The 19,768-nt window shown below is 59.0% G+C and carries 25 protein-coding genes; 7 read left to right on the plus strand and 18 right to left on the minus strand.

Translation table 11 applies throughout. The annotated features are described in order from the left end of the window. Positions 1 to 42 precede the first annotated feature (42 nt). Both paaK and DARO_RS17210 read left to right on the plus strand, forming a co-directional pair. Positions 43 to 1,338 carry a phenylacetate--CoA ligase PaaK gene (paaK, locus tag DARO_RS17205; protein ID WP_011289091.1) on the plus strand — a complete coding sequence of 432 codons (1,296 nt, stop codon included), beginning with the start codon at positions 43 to 45 and terminating at the stop codon, positions 1,336 to 1,338. A gap of 297 nt (positions 1,339 to 1,635) precedes the next feature. Then, a complete protein-coding gene (locus DARO_RS17210; protein ID WP_011289092.1) occupies positions 1,636 to 2,370 on the plus strand; it encodes a PEP-CTERM sorting domain-containing protein in 735 nt (244 codons plus the stop codon). Between the two features lie 122 nt (positions 2,371 to 2,492). Here DARO_RS17210 and DARO_RS17215 read toward each other — a convergent pair whose 3' ends face one another. Then, positions 2,493 to 3,074 (minus strand): fumarylacetoacetate hydrolase family protein, encoded by a 582-nt coding sequence (locus DARO_RS17215; protein ID WP_497462995.1) that lies wholly within the window; start codon positions 3,072 to 3,074, stop codon positions 2,493 to 2,495. Between DARO_RS17215 and DARO_RS17220 the strand changes: the two genes are divergently transcribed. Then, positions 3,035 to 5,077, plus strand: a complete 2,043-nt coding sequence (locus DARO_RS17220) for a type IV pilus assembly protein FimV (protein ID WP_497462996.1) — start codon at positions 3,035 to 3,037, stop codon at positions 5,075 to 5,077. The two genes, DARO_RS17215 and DARO_RS17220, sit on opposite strands and share 40 nt — an antisense overlap. Positions 5,078 to 5,083: 6 nt before the next feature. Here DARO_RS17220 and DARO_RS17225 read toward each other — a convergent pair whose 3' ends face one another. Further along, entirely contained in the window at positions 5,084 to 5,830 is a 747-nt protein-coding gene (locus DARO_RS17225; RefSeq protein WP_011289095.1) for a Nif3-like dinuclear metal center hexameric protein, read from the minus strand. 14 nt (positions 5,831 to 5,844) lie between these two features. Between DARO_RS17225 and DARO_RS17230 the strand changes: the two genes are divergently transcribed. Beyond that, on the plus strand, positions 5,845 to 6,996 hold the full coding sequence (locus tag DARO_RS17230) for a Do family serine endopeptidase (RefSeq protein WP_011289096.1): 1,152 nt from the start codon (positions 5,845 to 5,847) through the stop codon (positions 6,994 to 6,996). A 3-nt stretch (positions 6,997 to 6,999) separates the two neighbouring features. Beyond that, the gene (locus DARO_RS17235) at positions 7,000 to 7,806 is read left to right on the plus strand and encodes a class II glutamine amidotransferase (protein WP_011289097.1); all 807 of its coding nucleotides are present in this window, start codon (positions 7,000 to 7,002) and stop codon (positions 7,804 to 7,806) included. An 8-nt stretch (positions 7,807 to 7,814) separates the two neighbouring features. Here DARO_RS17235 and tatC read toward each other — a convergent pair whose 3' ends face one another. From tatC to hisB, 10 genes are read right to left on the minus strand one after another with little or no spacing between them, the layout of a single operon-like run. Next, positions 7,815 to 8,642, minus strand: coding sequence for a twin-arginine translocase subunit TatC (gene tatC, locus DARO_RS17240; RefSeq protein ID WP_011289098.1), 828 nt, complete (start codon positions 8,640 to 8,642; stop codon positions 7,815 to 7,817). Next, entirely contained in the window at positions 8,639 to 9,001 is a 363-nt protein-coding gene (gene tatB, locus DARO_RS17245; protein ID WP_011289099.1) for a Sec-independent protein translocase protein TatB, read from the minus strand. The genes tatC and tatB overlap by 4 nt, the downstream gene beginning before the upstream one ends. A gap of 45 nt (positions 9,002 to 9,046) precedes the next feature. Then, on the minus strand, positions 9,047 to 9,277 hold the full coding sequence (gene tatA, locus DARO_RS17250) for a Sec-independent protein translocase subunit TatA (protein ID WP_011289100.1): 231 nt from the start codon (positions 9,275 to 9,277) through the stop codon (positions 9,047 to 9,049). A 10-nt stretch (positions 9,278 to 9,287) separates the two neighbouring features. Then, positions 9,288 to 9,638 (minus strand): histidine triad nucleotide-binding protein, encoded by a 351-nt coding sequence (locus DARO_RS17255; RefSeq protein WP_011289101.1) that lies wholly within the window; start codon positions 9,636 to 9,638, stop codon positions 9,288 to 9,290. Then, positions 9,635 to 9,961, minus strand: coding sequence for a phosphoribosyl-ATP diphosphatase (locus DARO_RS17260; protein WP_011289102.1), 327 nt, complete (start codon positions 9,959 to 9,961; stop codon positions 9,635 to 9,637). Before DARO_RS17260 ends, DARO_RS17255 begins: the two co-directional genes overlap by 4 nt. After that, on the minus strand, positions 9,958 to 10,356 hold the full coding sequence (gene hisI / locus DARO_RS17265) for a phosphoribosyl-AMP cyclohydrolase (RefSeq protein ID WP_011289103.1): 399 nt from the start codon (positions 10,354 to 10,356) through the stop codon (positions 9,958 to 9,960). The genes DARO_RS17260 and hisI overlap by 4 nt, the downstream gene beginning before the upstream one ends. A 6-nt stretch (positions 10,357 to 10,362) precedes the next feature. Continuing rightward, entirely contained in the window at positions 10,363 to 11,121 is a 759-nt protein-coding gene (gene hisF, locus DARO_RS17270; RefSeq protein ID WP_011289104.1) for an imidazole glycerol phosphate synthase subunit HisF, read from the minus strand. Further along, complete coding sequence (gene hisA, locus DARO_RS17275; RefSeq protein WP_011289105.1) at positions 11,121 to 11,861, minus strand: 1-(5-phosphoribosyl)-5-[(5-phosphoribosylamino)methylideneamino]imidazole-4-carboxamide isomerase; 741 nt, start codon at positions 11,859 to 11,861, stop codon at positions 11,121 to 11,123. The genes hisF and hisA overlap by 1 nt, the downstream gene beginning before the upstream one ends. A gap of 34 nt (positions 11,862 to 11,895) precedes the next feature. Next, positions 11,896 to 12,543 (minus strand): imidazole glycerol phosphate synthase subunit HisH, encoded by a 648-nt coding sequence (gene hisH / locus DARO_RS17280; protein WP_011289106.1) that lies wholly within the window; start codon positions 12,541 to 12,543, stop codon positions 11,896 to 11,898. Beyond that, positions 12,540 to 13,127 (minus strand): imidazoleglycerol-phosphate dehydratase HisB, encoded by a 588-nt coding sequence (gene hisB / locus DARO_RS17285; protein WP_011289107.1) that lies wholly within the window; start codon positions 13,125 to 13,127, stop codon positions 12,540 to 12,542. Before hisB ends, hisH begins: the two co-directional genes overlap by 4 nt. Positions 13,128 to 13,205: 78 nt before the next feature. Between hisB and hisC the strand changes: the two genes are divergently transcribed. Further along, the gene (gene hisC, locus DARO_RS17290) at positions 13,206 to 14,276 is read left to right on the plus strand and encodes a histidinol-phosphate transaminase (protein WP_011289108.1); all 1,071 of its coding nucleotides are present in this window, start codon (positions 13,206 to 13,208) and stop codon (positions 14,274 to 14,276) included. A gap of 6 nt (positions 14,277 to 14,282) precedes the next feature. Then, positions 14,283 to 14,489, plus strand: coding sequence for a hypothetical protein (locus tag DARO_RS17295; protein ID WP_011289109.1), 207 nt, complete (start codon positions 14,283 to 14,285; stop codon positions 14,487 to 14,489). Positions 14,490 to 14,890: 401 nt separating this feature from the next. Here DARO_RS17295 and DARO_RS17300 read toward each other — a convergent pair whose 3' ends face one another. The 6 genes from DARO_RS17300 to DARO_RS17325 are packed head-to-tail and all read right to left on the minus strand — an operon-like array spanning position 14,891 to position 19,768. Beyond that, entirely contained in the window at positions 14,891 to 15,409 is a 519-nt protein-coding gene (locus tag DARO_RS17300; RefSeq protein WP_011289110.1) for a chromate transporter, read from the minus strand. Then, entirely contained in the window at positions 15,406 to 15,969 is a 564-nt protein-coding gene (locus tag DARO_RS17305; RefSeq protein WP_011289111.1) for a chromate transporter, read from the minus strand. The genes DARO_RS17300 and DARO_RS17305 overlap by 4 nt, the downstream gene beginning before the upstream one ends. A gap of 40 nt (positions 15,970 to 16,009) precedes the next feature. Continuing rightward, on the minus strand, positions 16,010 to 17,311 hold the full coding sequence (gene hisD, locus DARO_RS17310) for a histidinol dehydrogenase (RefSeq protein ID WP_011289112.1): 1,302 nt from the start codon (positions 17,309 to 17,311) through the stop codon (positions 16,010 to 16,012). Continuing rightward, complete coding sequence (gene hisG, locus DARO_RS17315; protein WP_011289113.1) at positions 17,312 to 17,956, minus strand: ATP phosphoribosyltransferase; 645 nt, start codon at positions 17,954 to 17,956, stop codon at positions 17,312 to 17,314. A 46-nt stretch (positions 17,957 to 18,002) separates the two neighbouring features. Beyond that, on the minus strand, positions 18,003 to 19,283 hold the full coding sequence (locus tag DARO_RS17320; protein WP_011289114.1) for a TRAP transporter large permease: 1,281 nt from the start codon (positions 19,281 to 19,283) through the stop codon (positions 18,003 to 18,005). Next, positions 19,283 to 19,768 (minus strand): TRAP transporter small permease, encoded by a 486-nt coding sequence (locus DARO_RS17325; protein ID WP_011289115.1) that lies wholly within the window; start codon positions 19,766 to 19,768, stop codon positions 19,283 to 19,285. Before DARO_RS17325 ends, DARO_RS17320 begins: the two co-directional genes overlap by 1 nt.

Consider the following 19,768-nt stretch of genomic DNA (forward strand, 5'->3'; position numbering starts at 1 on the left):
TTTCCACAATATGAAAATTGACGGTTCAGGAGGGAGTGAATAATGAGACTAGGCCTACACGCCATAGAAAATGCCAGCCGCGACGAAATCGTCGCTCTGCAGACCGAACGATTGAAGTGGACGCTGAACCACGTTTACCAGAATGTGCCGCACTACAAAGCGTCATTCGACGCCGCCGGCGTGCATCCGGATGACTTCAAGTCGCTGGCCGATCTGGCCAAATTCCCGTTCACCACCAAGCAGGATCTGCGCGACAACTACCCCTACAACATGTTCGCCGTGCCCCGCGAAAAAGTGGTCCGCGTCCACGCCTCGAGCGGCACGACCGGCAAGCCGACCGTCGTCGGCTACACGCAGAAGGACATCGACACCTGGGCTAACCTGATCGCCCGCTCGATCTACGCCTCCAGCGGCCGCCCCGGCGACATCGTCCATGTCGCCTACGGCTACGGTCTGTTCACCGGTGGTTTGGGCGCCCACTACGGCGCCGAAAAACTGGGTTGCACGGTAATCCCGATGTCCGGCGGGCAGACGGAAAAGCAGGTCCAGCTGATCTGCGACTTCAAGCCGAACATCATCATGGTCACGCCCTCGTACATGCTGAACATTGCCGACGAGTTCCGCCGGCAGGGCATCGACCCGCGCAGCACCGATCTGCGCATCGGCATCCACGGTGCCGAACCCTGGACGCACGCCATGCGCCTCGAGATCGAGAACGTCTTCGGTATCGACGCCATCGACATCTACGGCCTGTCGGAAGTCATGGGCCCGGGCGTCGCCAACGAATGTGCCGAGAGCAAGGACGGCCCGGTGATCTGGGAAGACCACTTCTATCCGGAAATCATCGACCCGATCACCGGTGAAGTGCTCCCCGAAGGCAGCAAGGGGGAACTGGTCTTCACCTCGCTGACCAAGGAAGCGATGCCGATCATCCGCTACCGCACCCGCGACCTGACCCGCCTGCTGCCGCCAACCTCCCGCTCCATGCGCCGTATCGACCGAATCACCGGCCGTTCCGACGATATGCTGATCATCCGCGGCGTTAATGTCTTCCCGTCGCAGATCGAGGAACTGATCCTCAAGCAGCCGAAGCTGTCGCCGCATTACCTGATCGAAGTCAGCCGCGACGGCCACCTCGACTCGATGAAGGTCAATGTCGAAATCAAGGCAGAGTTCGAATTCGCCAGCGCTGCCGAGAAGGAATTTGTGGCACACGACCTGCAGCACCACATCAAGTCCTACATCGGCGTCTCCGCCAAGATCGACATTGTTGAAGTCGGTGGCATCGAACGCTCGGTCGGCAAGGCCAAGCGGGTGATCGACAAGCGTCCGAAGTAACGCAACAGAACGCCCACCCGATACTGCCGAAAAGCGCCTCTGCCGGAGAAATTGCTGTCGGAAAAATTTACAGCCGGCAGAAAATAAAATCCCAAACGAATGATTCGCTTGGGATTATTTATTTGGCATTAAGATTGCTATGGATAATTTAGCGCACCCAGCAATACGCTAGGTGCGCTAAATCCTCTGCAAAAAACTTGCCCCTTGCGCAACCTCATCGTGGCGCCTCCTAAGATATGGCCCACCAGCAAGTAGCTTGCTGCCAAAGCCGACCGGAACACGACTTCGGGAAAACTCATGATCAAAAAAATACTGGCCTGTTGCCTGCTCTACGCAGCGCTCCCAGCTCAATCGGCGATGACCTACACGATTAACCCGGCAAGCAGTTATGTCAGCAGCCTGGCTCCGGTATGGACATTCGCTTACTCGGAGTATTACGCAAGCCTCCCTGGAGAGCCAGCCATTCCCCCCACCAACTATTGGCAGTTGAACTGGCAACCGGTGCGATACGCTTTATCGGGCAGTTTCGAGGCTGAGATCATTTATTCGCCTTACAACCCGGCGATTCGCCGCCTCCAGCTCAGCAATTTCAACTTATCGACCGACGCACCAAGTTATGCTGGATTTGGTCTCCCCTTACAGCTTTCGTTGTCCAATAATGGGGAGCTCTACATGTCGAGCGTCGCATGCTACCAGGACTTTTTCGACATTCCCCTCGGCAACAATTGGTCATGTAGCGGTGGCAACTTGGGCATGGTACGGGTGGATTCTGGTTCGTTGAACGGCTCGGGAATCGAGCTTGCCGGAGGTGATAGCTGGCAACTCCCGATTATCTCCCCACTGTTTGCGAGCCCAAGCATGCCCCCACCCGTTACGGACTACTCCCCGGCATACGGTTCGTTCGGATACGTCATCCAGGCCACCACCATTCCCGAGCCCGGAACCGACCTTCTGATTCTAGGTAGCCTAGGTCTCTGCGGGCTGCTAACTCGTCGCAGAAGAGCAACTGGGCTGCAAAAAACCAGTCAATAAGTGGTTGCTCAAGGAGGCAGGGACATCCGCCCCCTCCCTCCCCTGTATCAAGCGAAGAATTCCGACGCCCCCTGAAGCCCCGCTCCTTGCCAGAAACGGCAACGGAGCGGCGCGGTTTGCCACTAACGAATCTGCGCTTGTAGCGGACACAAGCCTTCGACACCCGCTTCCAGCACATCGCCCCGAACAAGCGGCCCGACCCCGGCCGGGGTACCGGTGTAGATCAGATCACCCGCTTCCAGCCGGACCAGCGTCGACAGATTGGCAATGATGTCCGCCACCGTCCACATCATGGCTGACAAGTCGCCTTCCTGGCGCATCTGACCATTCACTTTCAGCCAGATACGGCCCACTTCGGGATAACCGCTGAGCGCCACCGGGGTGATCACACCAGCGACGGCTGACTGGTCGAAGCCCTTGCTCATGTCCCACGGATGGCTCTTGCTCTTGGCGTTGGCCTGCATGTCGCGTCGCGTCAAGTCAAGGCCGACGGCGTAACCGAAGATCAGGCCCTTTGCCGCATCGACCGCAACATTCTCCCCCCCCGCCCCCAGCGCCACGACCATTTCCACCTCATGGTGCAGGTTGCTGGTCTGCGGCGGATACTTGACGCTCAGCTCTCCTGTCCCGCCAACCACCGCATCGGCCGGCTTGGTGAAGAAAAATGGCGGCTCACGGCCTTCGGCCTGATCGACCGCACCCATTTCGCGAGCATGATCGGCATAGTTACGGCCGACGCAAAAAACCCGGCGTACTGGAAAACGCTGCTCGGTACCGAGTACCGGCAGCACAGGAACTGCGTGGGGAGCAAAAACGAAGTCCATCTCAAGGCTTTCGTAAAAATCGGGCTGAGCGAAAGTGTGCAATATTTCACCCCAAACTCGCCGCCCAAGTGTTAGATTTTGAAAAAATGGGAAAAACAAAATATACAGCGAGAAACAACATGAGAAGCAAACTGACGAGCATTGTCGCACTGACCGCCGCACTTGCTCCAGGCGTCGGAAACGCCATCGGATTCGGGGAAATCACGCTTCAGTCACGTATCGGCGAAGCGCTCCTGGCTGAAGTGCCGATTCTGGCGACCGCAGAAGAACAACCCATAACGGCCTGCTTTTCCCTGGCATCGATCCGTGGCTCCGACTTGCCGGTGATCACTGCAGCCAAGACAAGATTGATCCGCCGCGGCCAGAATTATGTCCTGCACATTCTGGGCACCCGACCGGTCAGCGAACCCATTTTCGCGATCTCCCTGCAAGCGGGCTGCGGTTACGACATTGTGCGCGACTACGTGCTGATGCCGGAAGCACCATTTGCGCAGGCAGAAATCCCTGCGTCTTCAGGCGCCATTGCCGCGCCAAGAGGTAAACAGCCGAAATTTGCGGAATGGCATGCCCGCGAGGGCGACACGCTCGAGGACATTGCCGACGCCCAGGCGCCAGCCACTCTTTCCGAACGTCAGCGCCTGATTGCCGCCTTAAAACGAGCCAATCCGGACCTCGCCCCAGACACCGTACTCAGAGAGGGCTCCATTGTTCGCATTCCGGCAAGCAAGCAGGTCGGCGCCGAGAAAAGAGAAAGCCCCTCTCGTGCATCGACGCAAGCGACAAGCTTTGAGGAAACGTCACCAAAGCCAGTTGTACCACGCAGCAAGCCCAGGCCAAACACCCCGCCAACGAAAGGCATGGACCAACTGCTCGTGGGCGCTGCGCCAGAGGAGACCAAGCCGCGCGAAAAAGGAAATTCTGCGCTCCTGTCATTGGCCGAGACCGAACAGCGCCTTCTCAAGCTGGAAACCACCCTGCATTTGCTGACGCAGGAAGTGGAAAAAATGGATCAAGCCCTGGACTTGGCGACCAAGGCCATTGAAGCACAAGGCAAATTGCAGCGGGCGCAGGCGCCCCAGGCTGCTGTAGCGGCGACCAGTGCCCCCGCGCTGCCTGCCAACGCCCCAGCGAAAGCCAACTGGCTTGAATTGCTGTTGAGTGCAGCCCTCGGCGCGGCCATTTCAGTCGGTCTTGCCCAATACCTGGGACGTCGCCATCGTTATCCTGGAGAGGAAGAAGCGCCACTGCTCTTCGCCCAGCATCGCGACGCAGCGCGCCCGGCCACACAAGAAACGACGGACGTATTCGACATCACAGAAAGCGAAACATCTGACTCAAGCCCGCAAGTCATCAAGCCATCCCTGCCGCCATCGCCTGAAGAAAGCCCAGTCTCAGCCAGTGCCCCCAACCCGGACGAAATGCAGGTGGAAGACGATCACTCGCTGCTGGAACTGGCGGAAATCATGCTCTCCTTTGGGCGCCTGCGTGGCGCAGCCGACACACTGGCTGCTCACATTGACGAGACGCTACCCAGGAGTATTGAGCCATGGAGCATGTTGCTCGACCTCTACCGCCGAGGCGGCATGCGCCAGGAGTTTGACGCACTGGCGGAAAAGATGCGCCGCCACTTCAATACCGAGATCCCAGCCTGGAATGACTCGACGACGCCCATCTCCGGACTGAAAACACTGGAAGACTTCCCGCACGTCATTCAAAAGGCATCCCAACTCTGGGGCACCCAAGACAGCGTCGATTATTTATTCAGTCTCGTCCACGACACCCGAATGGGTCAGCGCAATGGCTTCCCTTTGGAAGTCGTAGAGGAAATCGCCTTGCTCATGCGTATTCTGGTGGAGGCCTACGGTCTCAAACGCTGCGGCTAAATTGCGTCAAACAGGATTGTCGAGATCAACGAACTCGCAAGCAATCCCGAACTGTTGGGACAGATGCTCGGCTAGCGCTTGCACCCCATAGCGCTCGGTCGCGTGATGGCCGGCTGCCAGATAGGCAACCTTGCTCTCCCGGGCCAGATGCACTGTCTGCTCTGAAATTTCGCCAGACAAGTAGGCATCGACACCGAGCGCGATCGCCTGCTCGAAATAACCCTGCGCCCCGCCCGAACACCAGCCGATGCGACGGATAAGTCGATCACCACCACCGACCACCAGCGGCTGGCGACCGAGCACACCGGCAACCCTGCTCACCAATGAAGGCAAATCGCAAGGCTCGGCGAGCGCCCCCAGCCAGGCAATATCCTGTTCGCCGAAACGCCCCTCGGGCAAAAAGCCCAAAAGGCGCGCCAATCGGGCGTTGTTACCCAGTTCCGGGTGCGCATCCAGCGGCAGGTGATAAGCCAGCAGGTTGATGTCGTTGGCCAGCAGACTGGCCAGCCGCTGGCGCCGGATACCGGTGACCCGGCCATCCTCGCCTTTCCAGAAATAACCATGGTGCACCAGAATGGCATCGGCATGCCGCTCGATCGCCGCATCCAGCAAAGCCTGACTGGCTGTGACGCCGGCCACGACCCGGGTGATCTCGCTACATCCTTCCACTTGCAGGCCGTTTGGGCAATAATCCCGGAACTTTCCGGGCACCAACAGCCCATCCAGATAGTCCACCAATTCTTCAAGCTTCATTCGAGACAATATCCATGCAGAGGTTGTGGCAGATTTTTGCACAAACGGTCACCGTTGCGCTCGCCATTCTGTTCGTCGTCTCCACGCTGAAACCGGAATGGCTGCCGCAACGACAGGGTGTCGTTGCACTCCAGGAAGCGCCGACCACCGGCGACGAGATCAAGAGCACACCGGGCTCCTATCGCGATGCGGCACGCGCCGCCTTGCCCTCGGTAGTACACATCTACACGACACAGGAAATCAAGCAGCAGCGCCACCCGCTGTTCGATGACCCGATCTTCCGCCATTTCTTTGGCGACCGCCCGGAAGGCCAACCGCAGCGTAACTCCGGCCTCGGTTCCGGCGTCATCGTCAGCCCCAACGGCTACATCCTGACCAACTACCACGTCATCGAAGGCGCCGACGACATCCAGGTCTCGCTCAACGACACCAAGACCTACAAGGCGAAAATCGTCGGGAGCGACCCGGAATCCGATCTCGCCATCCTGCAAATAAAGGCCGACAAGCTGCCGGCGATCACCTTCGGCCAGATGGACAACCTGCGCGTCGGCGATGTCGTGCTCGCCATCGGCAACCCGTTCGGTGTCGGCCAGACAGTCACCATGGGCATCGTCTCCGCCCTCGGTCGCTCGCACCTCGGCATCAACACCTTCGAGAACTTCATCCAGACCGACGCCGCGATCAACCCCGGCAACTCCGGTGGCGCGCTGGTCGACATTCACGGCAACCTGGTCGGCATCAACTCGGCCATCTACTCGCGCACCGGGGGCTCGCTCGGCATCGGCTTCGCCATCCCGGTGTCCAGTGCCCGCAGCATCATGGAGCAGATCATCCGCACCGGCACCGTGACCCGTGGCTGGATCGGCGTCGAGGCCCAGGAAATCACGCAGGAACTGGCCGAATCCTTTGGCCTGCCGGACAACGAAGGCGCCCTGATTGCGGGTGTGGTGCGCAGCAGCCCGGCCGACACAGCCGGCATCCGCCCCGGCGATGTGCTGCTCTCGGTCGATGGCAAGCCTGTCCAGGATCCGCAAGTCATGCTCGACCTGATTGCCGCACTGACTCCGGAGGAACGCTCCGCTTTCCGCCTGCGTCGCGGCAAGAACATCGTCGAGGTTCAGGTCAGGATCGGCAAGCGTCCGGCCATGCGGGCCGAACAGGAGTAAGCGATGTGCCAACTGCTGGGCATGAACTGCAATGTCCCGACGGATATCTGCTTTTCCTTCAGCGGGTTTCAGGCGCGGGGTGGTGCGACTGACGTGCATTCCGATGGCTGGGGCATCGCGTTCTTCGAAGGCAAGGGCACCCGCCTTTTCCTCGACCCGCAGCCCTCGAGCACCTCACCGGTCGCCGAACTGGTCCGCCAATACCCGATCCGCTCGAAGAATGTCATCGCCCATATCCGCAAGGCGACGCAAGGCTCAGTCGGCCTGGAAAATACCCACCCCTTCATGCGTGAGCTGTGGGGGCGATACTGGATTTTTGCCCATAACGGCAACCTGTTCGACTTCACGCCGGAACTGGATGGCAGCTTCGTTCCCGTCGGCCTGACCGACAGCGAGCGGGCCTTCTGCTGGCTACTGCAGGAATTGCGCCGCCGCTTTGGCAGCAGCGTGCCGGAAAGCAGCGCCTTGTTCGACGCCATTCATGCCCTGACGCTGGAAATTTCCCGGCACGGCGAGTTCAATTTCCTGCTCTCGAACGGCGACTGCCTGTTCGCGCACGCCTCGACCAAACTCAGCCACATCGTCCGCCAGGCACCGTTCGCCCAGGCCCATCTGAAGGATCAGGACGTGACCGTCGATTTCAGCGATGTCACCTCACCAAACGATCGCGTCGCCGTCATTGCCACGTTTCCCTTGACTGACAACGAAGCCTGGACCGACATGCCGCCGGGAACGCTGTGGTGGTTCGAGGAAGGCGCGCCGGTCAAGACCTTGCCGACGCGTCCAGGGCCGGTCAAAAAACCGGCCTGATTCGCTGGTCAGTGCTCAGACAGCTTGCGGAAGTCCTCTTCAGCCTTGGCCATCTCGCTATCCATTTCGGCTGACTTTTCCGGAGTCACCTCTGCCGGAGCCTCGACCGGTCGAGGTGCCGACACAAAGCGTGCGGCGAGGATTCCCAGTTCGTAAAGCAGGCACATCGGGATGGCCAGTGCAAGTTGCGAAACGACATCCGGTGGCGTCACCACGGCAGCAACGATAAAGGCACCGACGATAAAGTAGGAGCGCCACTCCTTCAATTTCTCGACCGAAACCACACCCAGCTTGACCAGCACAACCAAGGCAACTGGCACCTCAAAGGCAATACCGAAGGCCAGGAACATGGTCATCACGAAGGACAGGTAGGCCTCGATATCTGGTGCAGGCGTAATGCTCTTCGGGGCAAAGCTGTTAATGAAGCTGAATACCTGTCCGAAGACGAAGAAGTAGCAGAATGACATACCGGCCACAAACAACAGCGTGCTCGAAATGATCAGCGGAATGCCCAGGCGCTTTTCGTGAGCATAGAGACCCGGAGCGATGAAGGCCCAGGCCTGGTAAAGAATGAACGGCAGCGCCATTATGAAAGCGACCATCGCCGTCACCTTTAGCGGCACCATGAACGGCGTGATGACGCCGATGGCGACCATCTTGGTGCCTTCCGGCAAGGCCTTGGTTAACGGTGCGGCAAGGATGTCGTAGATTTCGCCCGGCCCTGGGTAAATACACAGAATACCAAGAACGACTGCAATGGCGATCAGGCTGCGCAACAGGCGGTCGCGCAGTTCAACCAGATGCGAGATAAACGAGTCTTCGGGTGCTTCGCTCATGCCTGGGGCTTGCTGTTGGTGTCGATGGTCGGCAAGCCTTCAGCCAGCTTCGCGGTTTCATTGAGTTCGGCCACGGCCTCTTTGGCCGGTGCCTCGATGGCACCGCGCGCCGAATCGTATTCCTTGCGCACCGATTCTTCCATGGCACGCGCCGAATCGGTCACCTGCGTCTGCAGCTTCTTGAGTTCATCGAGCTGCATTTCGCGGTTGATGTCGGACTTCACATCGCTGACATAACGCTGGGCGCGGCCGAGCAAATGCCCGAGCGTGCGCGCCACCTTGGGCAGCCGCTCGGGGCCGATAACGATCAGCGCAACAACGCCGATCACCATCAATTCAGAAAAGCCGATATCGAACATGGTTTAAAAGCCTGCTCAGGAAGGGGGAAAGCCCCGCATCCGAACTTAAGACTTGGTCTTTTCCTTAACTTCGACGTCGATGGTATGGCCGCCAACCTGCTGGGTCGGCTGAGCCTCCTCGGCCGGCTTGTCGGCATTGGCTTCCTTCATGCCGTCCTTGAAGCCCTTGACCGCACCGCCGAGATCCTGGCCGACATTACGCAGCTTCTTGGTGCCGAAAATGAGCATGACGATGACCAGAACGATCAGCCAGTGCCAAATGGAAAAACTGCCCATGATTTATCTCCTAAATGCGTTTGAGCATGGGGCCGACCGGTTCCGGACCGCCCACGATATGCGCGTGCAGGTGCGGCACCTCTTGCTGCCCCACACGTCCTGTATTGATGATCACCCGGAAACCATCCGGACTTCCTTGAGCCACCGCAATTTCGTTCGCTTTGGCGAGGATCTTGCCAAGCACCGGCGTATCTGCCGCCACCACCGTCGCCAGCGAAGTGATGTGCTTTTTGGGAATCACCAGCACATGCACCGGGCGCGCCGGATTGATGTCGTTGAAGGCAAGGATATCCTCGTCCTCATAGACCTTGCCGGCCGGGATTTTGCCCTCGACGATCTTGCAAAAGATGCAATCGCTCACTTCGTACCTCGTGATGCCTTTTCGTCAATGCCGGAGATTCCCTCCCGACGGCGCATTTCCTGGGAAACGTCCTCGATGCTCAAGCCGTAGAAGGCGAGCAGGACCAGCACGTGATAGATCACGTCAGTTGATTCCCAGACGATGTTCAGACGCTTGCCATCCTTGGCCGCCATGATCAGTTCGGCACATTCCTCACCAATCTTCTTCAGGATTGAATCCGGCCCCTCGGAAAACAGCTTGGCGGTGTACGACTTTTCCGGGTCGGCATGGCGACGGGAAGCCAAAGTCTCGGAGAGACGGTGCAGGATGTCATGGGTGCTCATTTGTAGATTTCCTTCGGGTCTTTCAGAACCGGATCAGCGGGAATCCAGCGATCCCCGTTCAATTCATTGAAAAAACAGCTTTCGCGGCCAGTATGACAGGCAATCCCGCCCACTTGTTCAATGCTCAGCAACAAGACGTCGCCGTCGCAATCGGTACGAATCGAATTCACTTTCTGGAAGTGACCGGACTCTTCACCTTTGCGCCAAAGTCGCTTTCTCGAACGCGACCAGTATACCGCGTTGCCGCAGAGAACCGTTTCCTGAAGCGAGTCGCGGTTCATATAGGCGAACATCACGACGCGACCGTTTTCATCCTGGGCAATCGCCGGAATCATGCCGTCGGCGTCCCATTTCAACGCTTCCAGCCAGTCCTGGGAATTGTCGAGATCGGCCATAGAAATTTAGAGCCGAACTTCGATGCCGCGCGAGGCCATGTATTCCTTGGCCTGACGGACAGTATATTCGCCAAAATGGAAGATGGAGGCCGCCAGCACCGCATCGGCACGACCTTCGGTGACGCCATCGGCCAGATGCTGCAGATTGCCGACGCCCCCTGAGGCGATGACCGGAATTTTGACGGCGTCGGACACGGCACGAGTCAGCGCCAGATCGAAACCGTTCTTGGTGCCGTCACGGTCCATGCTGGTCAGCAGGATTTCTCCGGCGCCCAGCGCATCAATCTTCTTTGCCCACTCGATGGCATCCATGCCGGTATCGTTGCGGCCACCGTGCGTAAAGACGTGCCATTGGCCGGGCGCAACCTGCTTGGCATCAATGGCGACGACGATGCACTGCGAACCAACCTTGCTGGAAGCATCGAAAATGAGATCCGGATTCTGGACCGCGGCGGTGTTCATCGACACCTTGTCGGCACCGGCGTTGAGCAGGCGACGGACATCTTCCACCTTGCGTACGCCACCGCCAACCGTCAGCGGAATGAAGACCTGCTCGGCGCAGGCCTCGATGATGTGCAGGATGATGTCGCGCTGGTCGCTGGAGGCGGTGATGTCGAGAAAAGTTACCTCATCGGCGCCCTGCTCATTGTAGCGGCGGGCGATTTCGATTGGATCGCCGGCGTCACGCAAGCCCACAAAATTGGTGCCCTTGACGACTCGGCCAGCCGTGACATCAAGGCAGGGGATGATGCGCTTGGCGAGCATCAGGCGCCCAACTCGTCGGCCATGTCTTGCGCGGCCTTGAAGTCGAGCGAGCCATCGTAAACCGCACGGCCGGCAATGGTGCCAACGATGCCCTCGCCTTCAACCGCGCACAGCGCCCGGATGTCGTCAAAGCCGGTCAGGCCACCGGATGCAATCACCGGAATGGTCAGCGCCTGGGCCAGACGTACGGTAGCCTCGATATTCAGACCCGAGAGCATGCCGTCACGGCCGATGTCGGTGTAGATGATCGACTCGACGCCGTAGTCCTCATATTTTTTCGCCAGATCGACGACATCATGACCGGTCAGTTTGGACCAGCCATCAGTCGCCACCTTGCCATCTTTTGCATCGAGGCCAACGATGATGTGACCGGGGAAGGCGACGCAGGCGTCATGCAGGAAGCCGGGGTTCTTGACCGCAGCAGTACCGATGATGACGTAGGACAAGCCTCCGTCAATACAGGCCTCGATGGTGTCAAGATCGCGGATGCCACCGCCGAGCTGGACAGGAATTTCGCCACCGACTTCAGCCAGGATAGCCTTGATCGCCGCAGCGTTCTTCGGCTTGCCGGCAAAAGCGCCATTCAAGTCGACCAGATGCAGACGACGCGCCCCCTGGTTCAGCCAGTGGCGAGCCTGTTCGGCCGGGCTATCGGAAAAAACAGTGGCCTGTTCCATCAGGCCCTGCTTCAGACGGACGCATTGGCCGTCCTTCAGATCAATCGCAGGAATAATCAGCATGGGAGTCTAGGAGATTAAATTCGACAGAAGCGAATCAGGGTTGCCACTCAACGAAGTTTTTCAGAAGTTGCAAACCGTCGCGAGCGCTTTTCTCAGGATGGAATTGAACCGCGAAGATATTATCCCGCCCCACTGCACAGGTAAAGGGCACGCCATATTCGCAAATGCCCGTCACCAGCGCCAGATCGGCCGGCTCGACAAAATAGCTGTGCACGAAATAGAAGCGCGAGCCGTCCGCGATGCCACTCCACAGCGCATGTGGTTTCTGGCGCACCTCGTTCCAGCCCATGTGCGGCACCTTCAAGCGCTCGCCTGTGGGCAGGTGCATTTTCTCATCGGGGAAGCGCTTGACGTTGCCGGCGAAGACACCGAGTGCCGGCACATTGCCTTCGTCGCTATGCTCGAACAGCATTTGCTCGCCGACGCAGATACCGAGGAAAGGCTTGTCCTTGGCCGCAGCCAGCACGGCGGTGCGCAAGCCACGCGCATCCAGCTCGCGCATGCAGTCCGGCATCGCGCCCTGACCGGGAAAAACAACACGTTCCGCGGCGGCGACGACAGCGGGATCGGCGGTGACAATAACTTGCTTGCCGCCAGCCACGTGCTCGAGGGCCTTCGAGACAGAGCGCAGATTGCCCATGCCATAGTCGATGACGGCAATGGTTTGGCCAGCCAGCGTCACAGCGAACCCTTCGTCGACGGCATGGTGCCGGCCATGCGCGGATCGGGCGTCACTGCCATGCGCAAGGCACGGCCAAAGGCTTTGAAGATGGTCTCGGCCTGATGGTGAGCATTCTTGCCGCGCAGATTGTCGATGTGCAGCGTCATCCCGGCGTGATTAACCAGGCCGTGGAAGAATTCGCCGACCAGATCAACATCAAAAGTCCCGATCACGGCACGCGTGAATTCGACATGCAATTCCAGCCCCGGGCGACCGGAAAGGTCGATCACCACGCGTGACAGGGCTTCGTCGAGCGGAACATAGCTATGGCCGTAGCGGGTCAGCCCTTTCTTGTCGCCCCAGGCCTTGGCCAGCGCCTGGCCGAAGGTGATGCCGATATCTTCGACAGTGTGGTGCGCATCGATGTGCAAGTCGCCCTTGGCCTCAATGTCGAGATCGATCAGGCCATGTCGGGCGATCTGGTCGAGCATGTGGTCGAGAAAGGGCACGCCGGTGGCATATTTGCCTTGGCCGGTGCCATCGAGATTGAGGCGCACAGTGATCTGCGTCTCCAGCGTGTTGCGTGTGATTTCGGCTTGCCGCATGGTTTAAGGCTGCAAAAGGCTTTTAACGGAGGGCCATGATACCATTTCAGCCTACTTTTACGCCTTTCGTGAAAACCCATGAGTCGCTTCTGGAGCCAGGTCGTCCGTGACCTCACCCCCTACGTACCGGGCGAGCAGCCCAAGATCGCCAACCTGATCAAGCTCAACACCAACGAGAACCCGTTCCCGCCCTCACCCAGGGTGGTGGCGGCGATTCAGGCAGAACTTGGTGACGATGCGGCGCGCCTGCGTCTCTACCCCGACCCGAATGCCGACTTGCTCAAGGCCGCGGTAGCCAGGAGGCACACCGTTTCGGCGCAACAGGTCTTCGTCGGCAACGGCTCGGACGAAGTGCTGGCCCATATCTTCATGGCGCTGCTCAAGCACGACCAGCCCATTATCTTCCCCGATATCACCTACAGCTTCTACCCGGTCTATTGCGGGTTGTACGGCGTCGAATATCAGACGCTGCCGCTGGCTGATGATTTCTCGATCAACCCGGCTGACTACTGTGACCGTCCGAATGGCGGCATCATCTTCCCCAACCCGAATGCACCGACCGGCCGTCTGCTGCCGCTCGATGCCATTGAGCAGATGCTCAAGGCCAATCCGGACTCCGTCGTCGTCGTCGATGAAGCCTATGTCGATTTCGGTGGCGAAACGGCTATTTCACTGGTCGACCGCTACGATAACTTGCTGGTCGTCCACACCCTGTCAAAGTCACGCTCGCTGGCCGGCATGCGCGTCGGCTTCGCCGTCGGCCATGCCGCACTGATCGAAGCACTGGAACGCGTCAAGAACAGCTTCAACTCCTACCCACTGGATCGTCTGGCCATCGTCGCTGCCGTCGCAGCGATGGAAGATGAGGCTTATTTTGCGCAATGCTGTCATGCGGTGATGGCCACCCGCAACACGCTGACCGCTGAACTCACTGAACTCGGCTTCGAAGTCCTGCCCTCCACCGCCAACTTCATCTTCACCCGTCACCCCCAACGCGACGCAGCTGAGCTGGCCAAGGCGCTACGCGAGCGCAACATCATCGTGCGCCACTTCAAACTGCCACGCATCGACCAGTTCCTGCGCATTACCGTCGGTACCGACGGCGAATGCAAGGCGCTGACTGACGCCCTGCGCCAGATCACCGGCTGAACCACCATGCAAACCATCTGGAAACGCCCGGACGGCAGCATTGTCGCCTGCACTGAGAAAATCAAGGTGTTGCGCGAAAACCTCGAAGAACTCCGCCAGATGGCGCAAGACGCCTTCGAGGATGCGCTGTTAATGGAATGCGAGGAAAACCAGATTCGTACCGTTTTCCAGGAAGTCATCAGCGGACTTAAAAACCCCTACAACGATATCTAGCAGGCAAAAAAACCGGATTTCGCTGCCCAGATCCGCCAGCCCTCCCCCTGAAGGACGGAAGGCCTAGCGCGCCAACCGCGCACTCGCTGAAAGCAACTGCTCAACCTTATCGTAAATTGCGCCGCACTTGGGGCATTCATAGCTGGGGGTCGCCCCCTCTGATGCAAGGCGAACATGGCTACACTTCAGGCATTGGCGACCGACATTTCCACTGTTGTTTTCCGCGGACTGTTTTGGCTCGATGTCTTCCAGAGTCAATTCGTCGAGATTGAAGGTTTTTGATTGCATGATTTCCGTACCAAGAAAAGGCCCGACGACTATCGCCGAGTGAGCAACTGGAGCGAAACTCTACCAGAGTGTCCAACGGCATCGCTACGGGCAACGCACGAAAAAAATGGAAATCAGATCACTCCGAGCAAGCCAAGCGCCGCGCCTACCCCGATAAACCACAGCGGATGCAGTTTCGTCCGCAAATTGGCGACCAAGGTGACCGCGACCAACAGCCAGGCAGCCCACCCAAAGGCAGCGGCTTGTGCGATGAGAGTGGCACCAGAAAAAATCAGCCCTACAGCGAGCGGGGCCACGCCAATGCTGACCGCCTTTTGCCAGCGCTTGCCGGAAAAGCTTTCCCAGCGATCGATCAACAGATAAATCAGTACGCTCATTGGCAAACACATGGCCAGCGTGCTGGCGAAGGCGCCAAGAAGGCCGCCAATCTCCCAGCCAATCAGCGTGACGACCAGCACGTTTGGGCCGGGTGCAGCCTGAGCAATCGCGTACAGGTGCGTGAAAGTCGTATCGTCCAGCCAATGATGATTTTCGACGACGACACGATGCATTTCGGGCAACAGTGCCGTTGCGCCGCCAAACGCGACGAAAGAGAGCAGGCCGAATTCAAGGAAGAGCTCAACGACGATCATTTACGGCCCAGCTTCCAGTAAGCCATGCCACCAGAAAGCAGCAGCCCGCCGACCATGACGATGGGCATCGGCCAGCGGAGACCTGCGATAGCGAGCACCGTTAACACCGTAAACGGCAGGAACACGGATTTGTCCTTGATCGCCGCGCCCATGCGCCAAGCCATGCCGAAGAGCAGACCACAGCCAACGGCGGCAATGCCCCGCAGCATGGACTGGACCTGCTGCAAACTGCCATAGCGGTCGTAGAGCAAGGCCAACAAAAGCACAATAACAAACGGCCCGGCGAGCAGGCCGACCGGCGCAACGATGGCGCCCGGCAAGCCACAGTAGCGCTTGCCGACGACGACGGCCAGATTGATGACATTTGGCCCAGGCAGGAACTGACAAAGGCCGAGTTGGGCATTGAACTCCTCAGCCGTCATCCACCAGCGCTCTTCGACCAGCATGCGCCGAGCGAAGGGAAGGACGCCACCGAAGCCGGAAAGTCCGACCGATGAGAAGCCCCAAAAAAGCGCCCGGAGGTCCGGGCGATTTCGGGATTCGGGAGTTTCCACGTTCATCCGCGCCCCGAAGGAAGTCCCCTTGGGGGAGAAACTTCGCTCAATTTTCGAGCCGGAACTCTGCCGACTTGGCGTGCGCCGGCAGTCCTTCGCCATGGGCCAGCGTCGAGGCGATCTTGCCCAAGGTCTGCGCACCAGCCTTGGACACCTTGATCAGACTGGTTCGCTTCTGGAAGTCATAGACACCCAGCGGAGACGAGAAGCGCGCACTGCCGGACGTCGGGAGTACGTGGTTCGGGCCGGCACAGTAGTCGCCAAGCGACTCGGAGGTGTAGTGACCGATGAAGATGGCACCGGCGTGGTGAATTTTGGCAACCCAGGGATCTGGATCGGCCAGCGACAGCTCGAGGTGTTCCGGTGCCACGCGGTTGGCAATGGCGCAGGCTTCTTCGAGATCACGCACGAGGATCAGCGCCCCGCGGTTGGTCAGCGAGGTTTCGATCACTTCGCGACGCGGCATGGTCGGCAGCAGTTTTTCAATGCTGGCCTGCACGCGGTCGATATAGGCGGCATCAGTGCAGATCAGGATCGATTGCGCCAGTTCATCATGCTCGGCCTGCGAGAAGAGGTCCATCGCCACCCAGTCAGGATCGCTACTGCCATCAGCCACAACCAGAATCTCCGACGGACCGGCAATCATATCGATGCCGACGATACCAAACACCCGACGCTTGGCACAGGCCACATACGCATTGCCAGGACCAACAATCTTGTCGACCTGCGGCACAGCCTCGGTGCCGTAGGCCAGCGCGCCAACGGCCTGCGCCCCACCGATGGTGAAAACACGGTCGACGCCGGCCAGACAAGCAGCCGCCAGCACCAACTGGTTGTGCTCACCACCCGGCGTCGGGACAACCATGATCAGTTCCTTGACGCCTGCCACCTTGGCCGGAATCGCATTCATCAGCACGGAAGAAGGGTAAGCCGCCTTGCCGCCCGGCACATAGAGGCCGACGCGGTCGAGCGGAGTGATCATCTGACCGAGCATGGTGCCGTCGGCTTCAGTATAGGACCAGCCTTCCATCCGCTGCTTTTCGTGATAAACGCGAACGCGGTGAGCGGCCGCCTCCAGCGCCTGACGCTGATCAGCGGGCAAGCCGTCGAGTGCCTTCTGCATTTCGGCCTTCGACAACTCGAGGTCGGCCATGCTACTGGCAGTCAGACGGTCGAACTTGTTGCTGTATTCGACTACTGCGGCATCACCGCGCGCCTTCACATCGGCCAAAATGCCGATGACGGTGCGTTCGATGCCTTCATCCTGCGCTGCCTCGAAAGCGAGCAGCGCATCCATTTGCGCCTTGAAATCGGCGTCGACCGTCGCAAGACGTTTAATGGCGACCATTTACTTCTCCACTGCCTGTGCGAAGGCGTCAATAATCGGTTGCAGGGTTTCGCGCTTGACCTTGAGCGAGGCCTGATTGACCACCAACCGCGAGGAAATCCCCATGATGTCCTCGACGGCGACCAGCTTGTTGGCCTTCAGCGTACCGCCGGTGGACACCAGGTCGACAATCGCATCGGCCAGGCCGGCCAGCGGTGCCAGTTCCATCGAACCGTACAGCTTGATCAGATCGATATGAACCCCCTTGGAAGCGAAATGTTCCCGCGCCGTCTTGGTGTACTTGCTGGCGACCTTGAGGCGATTGCCCTGGCGCACGGCATTTTCGTAATCGAAGCCCTCCGGCACAGCGACCATCATCCGGCACTTGGCAATATTCAGGTCGAGCGGCGCGTAGAGGCCTTCGCCGCCATGCTCGATCAGCACGTCCTTGCCGGCCACACCGAGGTCGGCAGCACCATACTGGACATAGGTCGGCACATCGGTGGCGCGAACAATGACAACCCGCACATTCGGCTGGTTGGTCTCGATGATCAACTTGCGCGAGGTTTCCGGGTTTTCCTTGGGAACGATACCCGCCGCGGCCAGCAGCGGCAGGGTTTCGTCAAAAATGCGGCCCTTGGAGAGGGCGATGGTGATGGTCGTCACGGGCAGGCTTGCTAAAAAGGCGAAAGCGCCATTTTAGCAGACCCCCTTACAGATACCCGAGGTGACGCGGCAACCAAAGCGCCAATTCCGGCACAAATGTCACCAGGAACATCGTCCCCGCCATCGCCGCCACCATCCACAATACCCAGGGCACGGTCGATTCCATCGAGACCCCGGCCATGCGGCAAGTCACCATCAGATTGACGCCGAGCGGCGGATGGAACTGGCCAAGCGCCATATTCATCGTGATGATCACGCCGAACCAGACCAGATCCCAGTTGAAATGCATGGCAATCGGCACCAGTAGCGGCAGGAAAATGAAGTAGATCGATATGGCATCGAGGAACATGCCAGCGATCAGCAGCAAGAGCTGGATGCTGAGCAGCATCGGAATTTCCGAGAGACCAGTGCCGAGCAAGGCCGCAGCGAGGTGATCGAGGGTACCAAGCGTATTGCTGCCCCAAGCAAAAACGCTGGCCAGCGCCACGACGGTCAGGATCACCGAGGAAATCTCGGCCGACTCGACCAGCACGATGTACACATCCTTCCAGGTCAGCGTCCGGTAGATCACCATGCCGACAATCAGGCCATAGAACACCGCCACCACAGCAGCTTCAGTCGGCGTGAAGAAGCCGCTGCGCATGCCGCCCAGGATGATGACCGGCGCTAGCAATCCCCAGCCAGCTGCCTTCAGGCTTTGCCAGAATGGCGGCCGTGGCTCGGCCGGCTCGGCTTCGAAATTGTTTTTTACCGACAGCCACCAGGCAACCAGAATCAAGGTCAATCCTGACAAAATACCGGGAATCATGCCGGCCGCGAACAGCGCCGGCACGGATGCCTGTGGCACCAGCAGGCTGTAGATCACGAAGGCTATGGACGGCGGAATCAGGATATCGGTCGAACCGGCTGCTGCAATGACACCAGCCGTGAAAGAGCGCGGATAACCAGCCTTCAGCATCGACGGCAACATCACGGCACCAACGGCCGCCGAGTCGGCTGGCCCGGAACCGGAAATCCCGCCCAGGATCATCGCCACCAGAATAGCGACTATGGCCAAGCTGCCACGCCGCTGCCCGACCAGCGCCGAGGCAAAACGCACGATGGTGGCAGCAACACCGGCCTTTTCGAAGATCAGACCAGCGATCACGAAAACCGGAATCGCCATCAACGGATATTTGGCAATACCGGTATAAACGTTGGTCGGCAAGGACATCATGCCAAGATCGGCGACCGCAACCACCGCAATGCCAGCCAGCCCCATGGCAACCGCAAGCGGCACGCCGGAGAGCATCAGCGCAATAAAAATCCCGAAGAGCAGCCAATCCATCACTTCGCCCCTCGCCAAAGCAGCGCCAGCAAGCGCATGACAATCACGATGGAAAGCACTGGCAACCAGACGGTGTACCACCACTGCGGCACGCCCAGCGATGGCGACGTGACCTCGAAATTGTAGTCATCCCAAGCCATCGAAACGCCATACCAGGCCAGCAAGCCAAACATCACCAACGAGCAGAGCGCAGCAAACCGGCGAGCAACGCCCAGCAACTTTGGCCAGCGATCGACAAAAAATGTAATCGCAATGTGATGATTGGTAGCAAAGGCATGCGAAGCGCCAATCAGTGTCATCACCACCAGCAAGGCTACTGAAATCTCCTCGGTGAACGCAAAGGAAATATCGGTGAAGTAGCGTACCAGCACGTTGGCCATGGTCAGCAGGCACAGAAGCCCCATTGACGCGGCCATCAGAACACGTTCGACCGTGGCGAGCGTCAGCTTGCCGCCTGAAGCGGCGGCATTATTGTTATCGGACAT

It is taken from the genome of Dechloromonas aromatica RCB, assembly GCF_000012425.1.